The sequence below is a fragment of the Rhizobacter sp. genome (assembly GCA_021153565.1).
In the GTDB taxonomy this organism is placed as follows: domain Bacteria; phylum Pseudomonadota; class Gammaproteobacteria; order Burkholderiales; family Burkholderiaceae_C; genus Albitalea.
Window position 1 is genome coordinate 1 of the sequence record JAJKJU010000311.1, and the last position, 10797, is coordinate 10797.

Here is a 10797-nt window from a genome sequence, read left to right on the forward strand (position 1 = left end):
CAGTGGTACGGCCACCTGCAGCAGACCTACGGCCTGGGCGCGACGAACAGGTTCTCGGTCACCGGCTACAGCCTGGGTGGTCACTTGGCAACTGCGTTCAAACTGCTGCATCCATCGGATGTGAACCAAACCTACACGTTCAATGGCGCTGGCGTCGGCCGCACGCAAAACGGCGTCAGCTTGGCCGCCACCATCAAGCAGTTCGACGCCCAGCGCAGCGCCACAGTGGACCTGGGCAACCTCTTCACCGACCCGAGCGTGCGTTCGCTGTACGAGTCGCTTCGCAGCACCTTGCAAGGCGGCGGCAAGCCCACCGACGCCCAGCGCGCTGCCATCGACGCCATTACGCCGCCCTCGGTGACGGTCATCGTTGCCAACATCCCGATCAAGGTTAAGGTGCCCAACCGCGACCCGCAAGCCCAGATGCTCATCGAAGCATTCAACCGCGTCCTCACCATTCAGAGCGAGATGGCCCGAGTCGGCACGTTGCACAGCGGCTCGACTGATCCGTCTGCGCCTACAAGCCCCGTGACGCCGGACGCAAGCGCTGTCGAAGCGACCGACATCAACTACCAGATCGCGGTGCTGACGGCCGCCAAGAACACCAGCGCCGTCAACCCCATCCAGACCGCCGTTCAAGCCGTGGCCGGGCGCCAGCAACAGGCCCCCCTGCCGAATTTCTACGACATTTACGGAGACACCTCGCCCTCGGCCGTCTCCAACTCGCAACTCCACTACGGCGCGGAAACGCCGGTCTTCATCGAAGATCAGCCGCTGCTGCGCGGCAGCGTGGTCGTGGATGCCGCACAGCAGACGTATGCGTACAACGACTTCAAGCTACTCGTCGAAGGCTATGCCAACAACGACTTCGGCGACACGCACAGCCTGGTCTTGCTCGTGGACTCGCTGAGCGTGCAAGACGCGCTGGCCAAGCTCGACCCCAAGGTCGAGATCGGCACGCTCAGCGCAATCTTGAAGGGCGCATCAGCCGCCAAAGTCCAGACCGATCTTCTGGGTGGACAAGGCAAGGCCGAAGGCGACGTGCTCGAGCGCGTGGTCGATGCGCTTTACAAGATGTTCGTCAAACCGAGCGCCGATGGCACGGACACGACCACGCAAATGAAGGGCGGCACCTGGGCCGACATCACTGCGCGCAATGCGTTCTATAAACGGCTCGACGACATCGTCAAGAGTGGTGCGTTCCAGGCCGCGATGACCGGCGGGTTTGCCGCGATCAAGGCCAGCGCCATCGACCTCGCGGGCCAGGCCCGAGATGATTTCGGGGCGCTTGCAAGCTTGCTGACACTGAGCCCATTCAGCATCACCGCGAAGAACCCGGCTGACCGCGATGCGCTCTCCGGCGCACTGGGCAAGGCCTGGGGCAGCACCTACACCGACTGGCAGACCGACAAGAACTTGTCGCAAGCCGAGCGGGGCACCGGCAAAGAGACCTATACGGACCGCTGGATCAATGACCGCGCGCTTCTGCTGTCAGGCATCGTCGTTGCAGGAAAAGAGAACGTAACAGACAGCGTGGTTGCGGGCAATTTGTCCTTTGGGCAACGGCTGCAAACCAGCTATGTCAGCAATGGGGTGACACAACAGCTGCTGTTCCAGTCGTCACGCGGCGACACGTTTCTCAGCCCTGTCAGCTACCTGCGTTTTGGTGGTGAAGCCAACGACTTCCTCGTCGGCTGCACGCTCAATGATCGCCTTTACGGCGGTGGCGGCCTAGACCAGATCAACGCGGGTGATGGCAATGATTACCTCGAAGGCGGTGCCGACTTCGATTCCCTCTATGGCGAGAAGGGCGACGACACGCTTGTGGGGGGAACGGGCGACGACTGGCTCGCTGGCGGAGGCGACGACGATAGCCTTCTCGGCGGAGCCGGCACCGACACCTACGACATCGCCGCCGGCGAAGGCCTGGACACCATCCGCGACAGTGACGGCAAGGGCATCGTGCACCTGGGCAGCGCCACCTTGAACGGTGGCAAGCAAATCTCGGCGGGCTACTACCAGAACGCCGACAAGAGCGTGAGCTACACCGTGACGGGCGACATCGCCAGCGCAACGGGAGCGAGCGTGCTCGTCAGCAGCGCAAGCGCTGAGGTGCGCATTGAAGGCTTCCACGACGGCGACCTGGGCATTACCCTGGGTGCAGGCACGGCCGCCCCGGTGGTGCCTGTGCAGACCAGTGCCGATGACTACCTGGACGATATTGTCGGCAATGGCGCCGATGGTGGGGTAGGCAACGACGTGCTCATCAGCCAGGATCTCGCGCAGCAGCTTGACGGCGGCAGCGGCGACGACCTGCTGTTCGGCGGAGCTGGTGACGACACGCTGGACGGCGGTATTGGCAACGACTTCCTCAACGGTGGTTCCGGGCATGACCTCATCTCCGGTGGTGCAGGCAATGACCTGATCCTGGGCAGCTACAACTACGCAGGCATCGGCCTGACCGGGGCCGTGTCCACCGATCTGTGGGCCAAGGTGGCAGGCAGCTGGCGCTGGGACTGGGACTCCGGCGTGCCCGGTGATCGCCTGGTCTACATCAACGGTGACGACGATGTGGCCGCGGTGTGGAAGGTGAGCGCAAGCGACACCCAGTTCGGCATGGTGCGCTCCAGCGGGGACAAAAGCTTGGCCGACACGGTGTTCGCGGGCGCAGGCGATGACTTCGTGAGCGGTACGGATGGCAACGACTACGTCAGCGGCGACGGGGGCGATAACGGGCTGTTCGGCGGGCCCGGTGACGACACCGTGTTTGGCGGCGAGGGCAACGATGAGGTGGTGGGCAATACGGGGGCAGACTACCTTGACGGTGGCGCGGGCAAAGATGAGCTCGATGGCGGCTACGGAGCCGACACGCTATTCGGCGGTGGAGGTGACGACGTGCTGGTCGGCGACCTTCCCGATCTGTGGGGAACCGATGCGCCGCCCAGCACAGTGAATTTCTCGCGCATGGACAGTGACTACCTCGACGGCGAAGACGGCAACGACTCGTTGTGGGGTGGCGGCGGCAACGACACGCTGTATGGCGGCACTGGCAACGACTCCCTCGAAGGTGATGGTCTGGGCACACCGAACGCGAACCTCGGCAAGGACCTGCTCGACGGCGAGGACGGCGACGACACGCTCAAGGGCGGCGGCAGTGCCGACACCTTGTACGGCGGGGCCGGCAACGACGTACTGTTGGGCGACGGCAACGACAGCAACATCGAACTCGCCAGCGACGCAGGCGACTCTATCGACGGCGGCGCCGGCGACGACCAACTGTCCGGCAACGGAGGCGACGACACCCTGTACGGCAGCGCGGGCCACGACATGCTGCTGGGCGGCTCGGGCAACGACCTGCTCGACGGGGGCAGCGGCAACGACTGGATCGAGGGTGGCACCGGCGACGACACGCTTCGCGGCGGCGCGGGCGCCGACACCCTGCAGGGCGGCTTGGGCAACGACCTCTACATCATCGACGCCGACGACGTGCCGGAACAAGGGGTGCGCGTGGAAACTCTGGCGGGCGGCACAATGGTGATGCACACCGTGGCCGAGACGCTTGTCGACGAAGGCGGCGTGAACACGGTGCAGGTCAGTGGTGCGGTGAGCGCGACACAGCAGGGAACCGACGGCTCCTTGCGCCTGGTTCTCGGTGACGCGGCCAGCGCCAGGGTGCTGATGCTGCAGGACGCGTTTACCGGTGCGATCCAGAACCTGGTGTTGGATGCCGACCAGGGTGGCAGCACCACCGTGCATGAGTGGGTCCAGACACACGTGACGCAGTCGATGACGCTGAGCGCCATGTCGGCGGGCCAGACGGTATTCAGCGGCGGCGGCATGGACCAACTTACCGCCACTGTGGCCGGTGCCACGCTGGACGGCGGGCGCGGCAACGACACGCTCGTGTTGTTCAACGGTGGCAGTGCCGGAGGCACTGCCTTGCAGTTCGCTGCCGGCGACGGCCAGGACAGCGTGATCGGTAGTGCCAGCGCGGACGCCCTGGCCTCGCGCCAGGCCAACGTGGCGAAATTTGCGGACGGCGTTGACCCGGCTTCGCTGCGGTTGGTAGCGCAGCGCCCGGACAGCTTGGGGGGCCTGACGCGGGTGTTCCTGAACTATGGCGGTGATGGCGACCGCATCGAGATCACGTTCGACGGTGACCTGCGCAGCTTCGACCGTTTCGAGTTCGCTGACGGCAGCTCGCTCAGTTTGGATCAGGTGGCGGCGCGCGGCATTCTCTTCGATGGGAGCGTCGGTGTCGGCACATTCACTGGCACCTCCGGCAACGACATCATCACGGGCACCACGGCTGAGGACGGGATTTTTGGAGGCGCGGGTGACGACACGCTCGACGGCGGTGCCGGTAACGACCAACTCTATGGCGGGGCCGGCAACAACACCTATGTCTTTGGCCTCGGTAGTGGTCGGGACACCGTGAACGCCGACGCCGGCTCCGGGACGGACACCGTGCGTTTCCAAGCCGGCATTGGCGCAGCCGACGTCATGTGGAGCCGTATCGGCGATGACCTGCTGATCCGCTTGCGCGGCAGCGACGACCGCCTCACCGTGAGAGGGGCCTACGCGACGCAGCAGGTTCAGCAGTTCGTATTCGCCGACGGGTCCACGATCGCCCTCGATGCGTTGGTCTTGTCAACGGGAGCAGATCAGGCCAGCGCCGCTGCAGACGTGATCTATCTCGGCGCCAGTGGCGAGAGCGTCAACGCTCTCGCCGGCGACGACTCCGTTCTTGGGGACACGGGCGACGACACGATTGACGGGGGCACGGGAGCCGACACGCTCGTGGGGGGCGCCGGCAACGACAGGCTCAACGGCGCGGAGGGAAACGACAGCCTCATCGGTGGTACGGGCAACGACACTTACGTCTTCGGCAAGGGCGATGGGCAGGATCGAATCAACAGCTACGACGGCAACGCCGGCCAGCTTGACGCCGTGGAATTCGACGCCGACATTGCGCCAGCCGACGTCATAGCGAGCCGCAATGAGCTGGACCTCGTGCTGTCGATCAACGGCACGACCGATCAGCTCATGGTGACGGGCTACTTCCAGGGTGACGGCGGCGCGGGCTACCAGGTGGAGCAGCTGCGCTTTGCTGACGGCACGATCTGGGACGTGGAGGCGGTCAAGGCCAAGGTGCTGGCAGGCGCCGACGCCACGCAGACGCTCGTCGGTTATGGGAGCAATGACGCGATCGCCGCGGGTGCGGGCAACGATACGTTGCGAGGCATGGGCGGGAACGACACCTTGGACGGTGGCGCGGGCGATGACACGCTCGACGGCGGTTCCGGCAACGACACCTACCTGTTCGGCCGGGGCTCCGGTCAGGACCTTCTCAGTGGCTACGACGGCGCAGCGGCCAAGACCGACACGCTGATGTTCAGCGCCGGCGTGGCGCCTTCGGACATCGTGGTCACGCGCACCGACGACGACTTGTTGCTGGCGATCGCCAGCACCTCCGATGCGATCAGCATCCCGGGCTATTTCTCTTCGTTGCGGCCGGTCGACGTGATCCGCTTCGCGGACGGCACGGCATGGGACGTGGATACGCTCAAGACCCAGCTGTTGTCCGGCACGGCGGGAGCGGACACGATCTCTGGCTACAGCGGCGACGACGTGATACGCGGCGCCTCCGGCAACGATTGGTTGGGGGGCGGCACCGGCAGCGATGTGCTCTACGGCGAAACTGGCAACGACACGCTGCACGGTGATGAGGGCAACGATACGCTCGACGGCGGTGCGGGCAACGACACGCTGTTCGGCGACTCGGGTGGCGACACCGTCTTGTTCGGCTTCGGCGACGGTCTGGACGAATGGATCGAGCAGGTCAACAGCGTTGCCAGCGACGGAACAGACCGTGTGCGACTGAAGCCAGGCATCGCGCCGGCGGACGTGACGCTGACGCGCGTCACGGGCACGCGCAGCGATGCCGAGGTGCGTCAGATGGGCCCATTGCAGGATTCACTGGTGCTCAGTTTGGGAGACGGCAGCGAGCTGTGGCTGGACAACTATTTCGCGAGCACGGGCCAAGGCTTGGTGGAGAGCATTGAATTCGACGACGGCACGGCATGGCAGTACGCCGACGTGTTGGAGAAAGTTGGCAGCGCCGCCGAAGGCACCGCCAACACGATGACGGGCACCGCGGGCAACGACAGCTATGTGGTGGACCACCCGGTCGACAACATCGTCGAGGCGGCCGATGGCGGAACGGACTCGGTGGAGTCGAGCGTGTCGTACACCTTGCCGGCCAACGTCGAGAACCTGCAGCTGACCGGGCTGCTGTCGATCAGCGGCACCGGCAACGCCGGCGACAACGTGATCGTCGGCAATGCCGGTAGCAACGTACTCGACAACGGGGGTGGAGGCAACGACGTGCTGCGTGGTGGTGCGGGCGATGACGTGTACCGTGTGGTCAAAGTGGCGGCGACGGTCGCGGACTTGTCCGATTTACTGGGGCCGATGCAGACGCAAGTGGTCGAGGCGGCGGGCCAGGGAATCGACGAACTGGTCACCAACGCCTGGTCAGTGACACTGCCCGACAACGTGGAGAACCTGACGCTGGAAGGCTTGCAGGATGCCTACCACGTGTACGCCGGCCGTGCCACGGCGATCGAACTTGGCTACGCGGGCAATGTGCTGGACAACCGCATCGACCTGAGTCAGCCCGGCAGATTCCCAAGCTTCAGCTTCGACAACGGCACGTGGCTGCCGATGCGCACCTTGATCGACGGCGGCACAGGCGCCGACACGATGATCGGCTCGGTCATCGACGACACCTACGTCGTCGATGATGCCGGCGACCAAGTGGTGGAGACAGGGTTCTATGCGTTGGATCACCTCGAGACATCGGTGGCCGACCGCGTGGTGTCCGGCATCGACTACACGCTGGGCGCGCACCTCGAGCAACTGCAGCTGCAGGGTACGGCGGCGATCTCGGGCACGGGCAATGACTTGAGCAATCTGCTCGACGGCTCGACCAGCAGCGGGGCCAACGTGCTCAAAGGGGGCAAGGGCGATGACATCTACCGCATCGGTGCGGGAGACATCGTGGACGAGCAGGCGGGCGAGGGATGGGACACGGTGGTACTGACCGTGGCGACGGTGGTCCCGGTGGCCGTGTCGGACTGGGCCAACGTGGAGAACCTGCGGGCAGACGCCTTGGCAGGCGCCATCGCGCTGACCGGCGATGACGACGCGAACGTGCTGACCGGCAATTCGGCGTCGAACATCCTGCGCGGCATGGACGGTGACGACACCCTGGACGACGTGTACATCGCCGACCTCGCCAAGGACTCGATGGGCCGCCCGGTCTACCCGGACGATGCTGACGAGCTGTATGGTGGCAACGGCAACGACACGCTATCCAGCAACGGCGGTGCCGACTTGTTGGATGGCGGCGCCGGCAATGACGAACTGTCGGGCCACGGCAACTTGTACCGTGTTCGCTTCGGTGCAGGCTATGGCCAGGACACCCTGACCGACACGAAGAGCCAGCGGTCAGAGGAATCGAGCGCTGCCGGCCCGGTGCTGCAACGCATCGAGCTGACGGATGGCACCAGCGGCCAGGGGCTGCGCTTCAGGCAGAGCGACACCAGCCTCGTGATCAGCCTGGAGGGGAGCAGCGACTCGTTAACCGTGGCGTCGTTCTTCGAGGAGGGGGGAAGCGTGATGCGCAGCGGCATCGACACCCTGGTGCTGGCAGATGGCACGGTGCTGACGCGCGAGGCCATCCGCGCCGGGCTGGACGATGCCGACCGGGTCACGGCCACGGCTGGGAGCGACCTGCTCATCGCGGCGAACACGGGCACGGACCTGGCCGGCGGAGACGGGGCCGACTACCTCGTGGGCGGCGCGGGCAGCGACACGCTCAACGGCGGCACGGGCGCGGACCGTCTGCTGGGAGCCGATGGCGAAGACGTGCTCGATGGCGGCGCCGGTGACGATGTGTTGGTGGGCGGGCGCGGCGCCGACAGCTACCTGTTTGCGGCCGGCTGGGGAAACGACATCGTCGACGACTTGCAGGCCCGTGGGGCGGCGGCCATGGGGGTTGGCGTGGCCATGGACGACGACGGCGCGGTCGACGAGATCGCATTCGATGCCAGCGTGACGCTGGCGTCCTTGGACTTCGGCCTGGCGGGCAGCGGTGATCTGTTCATCACCCGGCGCGACAGCACCGACGTCATCGACGTTCTGGGCTACCTCGACAACGCCAACGGGGACATCGAGCGCATCCGCTTTGCCGACGGCACAGTACTGGGCCGCGCCGACGTAATTCGCCTGGCCAGCGTGCAGCATGGCAGTGCAGGCGACGACGTGATGATTGCTTTGACCAGTGGCAGCGAGCTGCATGGCGAAGCGGGCAACGACACGCTCGCCGGCAATGCCGGCAACGACGTGCTCGACGGCGGCACCGGCGCGGATGCGATGTCCGGCGGTGCGGGCGACGACACCTTCGTGGTGGACAACGTGCTCGACACCGTCAGCGAGAACGTGGCCGAAGGGCTGGACACGGTGCAATCGAGCGCGACCTTCGCGCTGGCGGCCAATGTAGAGAACCTCATGCTGACGGGATCGGCTGCCATCAACGCCAGCGGCAACGCGCTGGCAAACGTGCTGACGGGCAATGCGGCAGCCAACACGCTCGACGGCGCAGCGGGTGCCGACACGCTCGTCGGCGGCAGGGGTGACGACACTTACGTCGTCGACAACGTCGGCGACATCGTCATCGAGAGCGCCGATGGAGACAACGACACCGTTCAATCGAGCATGAGCTGGACGCTGGGCGACAACCTCGAGAATCTCACGCTGAGCGGCACGCTGGCCGTCAGCGGCACCGGCAATGCACTGCGCAACACGATCATTGGCAGTGCCGGTGCGAACCGTCTCGATGGCGGTGCCGACGCTGACATTCTGATCGGCGGCGCAGGTAACGACAGCTACGTGGTCGACGATGCGGGTGACCAGATCGTGGAGGCTGTAGGCGGCGGCATTGACACGGTCGAGGCTTCGGCCAGCCACACGCTGGAGGCCGAGGTTGAAATTCTGACGTTGACCGGCGACGGTGCCATCGATGCCATTGGCAACGCGCTGGCCAACCGACTGACTGGCAACGCGGGCAGCAACGTGCTAGACGGTGGCGCTGGCATCGACACGCTGATCGGCGGGGCCGGCGACGATGTCTATCGCGTTGACAACTCCAATGACGTTGTCACCGAAGCCCTTGAGGCTGGCACCGACCGTGTGGAAGCCAGCGTGTCGTGGGCGCTGGGTTACAACCTTGAAGATCTCCTGCTCACGGGCACCGCGGCGATCAATGCAACGGGCAATTCGCTGAACAACAGGCTTATCGGCAACTCCGGCGCCAACGTGCTGGATGGTGGCAAGAATGCCGACACACTGATCGGCGGGGCGGGCGACGACATTTACATCGTCGACAACGCCGCCGACGTCGTGACGGAGAACGCCAATGAGGGCACGGACAGCGTGCAAGCTGCTACCAGCTGGACGCTGGGCGCCAACCTCGAGAACCTCACACTCACCCGCGTAGGCGGAGCCGACAGCGCCACTGGCAACGTGCTGAGTAACGTGCTCAACGGCACCAGCGGTGCCAACCGCATCGACGGCGGGGCGGGAGCCGACCGGATGATCGGCGGCGTCGGGAACGACACCTATGTGGTCGATGATGCAGGCGACGTCATCGTCGAAGCGGTGGGTGAAGGCACGGACACGGTCGAGTCGTCGATTGACTACAGCCTCGGAGCCAACCTTGAGAACCTGACGCTCACGGGGACTGGTGCGTTGAGTGCAAGCGGCAACGCGCTCGCCAATGTGCTGCGCGGCAACGCGGGCAACAACGTGCTGGACGGCCGGGAGGGCGCCGACACCATGTACGGTGGCGCCGGCGACGACGTGTTCCGCGTCGACAACGCAGGCGACGTGATCAACGAGCGCGTCGACGAGGGCACCGACCGGGTCGAGGCCAGCATCAGCTACACCCTGGGCATCACGGTGGAGAACCTCACTCTCACGGGCAACGCTGCCATCAATGGCACTGGCAACTCCATTGCCAACGTGCTGGTAGGCAATGCAGCGGCCAATCAGCTCAGCGGCGCAGGAGGGAACGACACCTACGCCGGTGGCCTGGGGGCCGATGTGCTGACGGACACCTCCACCACCTCCGCCGACACCTACCAGTGGGGTCGCGACCAGGGACAAGACGTGGTCACGGACTCAGGGGGCAATGACCGCCTGCAGGTCCTGGCCGGCGTGACAGCAGACCAGCTGTGGCTCCAGCATCTCGGCAACGATCTGGACGTGAAGGTGATCGGCACTGGCGACGACATCCTCATCAAGAACTGGTACGGCAGCACGTCCAACCGTATCGAGACTTTCGTGCTGTCCGATGGCAAGACGCTGCTGGCGGCCGATGTGCAGAAGCTCGTGAACGCGATGGCCTCGTTTTCTCCGCCGGCGGATGGACAAACCACGTTGCCGACGAACTACCAGGGCAGCTTGTTGCCTGTGATTGCGTCGAACTGGCATTGAGGTACTGGGGCTTGACGGGATCGGCACGCCGATCGGACCACAAGCAACGGGCGGGAACGATGGGGTTGTTCGCGAAACTCAGAGGCTGAGGGTTTTTCGAGCGTGCCCAAGCAGCACGTCAAAAGGCGCCTGATCCAGGCGCAAAGCGCAGCCATAGCCCGGGCTATGGCGAGCATTTGCAACGACGAGCAGGGGTCTCTTGGCGTGATGAGCGGGCATGATCGAAATACTCTCAGC

At 65.1% G+C, this 10797-nt stretch carries 1 protein-coding gene; it reads left to right on the forward strand.

The window, feature by feature from the left end; genetic code table 11:
• The first annotated feature begins 84 nt into the window (after nt 1–84).
• The gene (locus AC30NL_RS19475; RefSeq protein ID WP_489465642.1) at nt 85–10560 is read left to right on the forward strand and encodes a calcium-binding protein; all 10476 of its coding nucleotides are present in this window, start codon (nt 85–87) and stop codon (nt 10558–10560) included.
• The last annotated feature ends 237 nt before the right edge of the window (nt 10561–10797 follow it).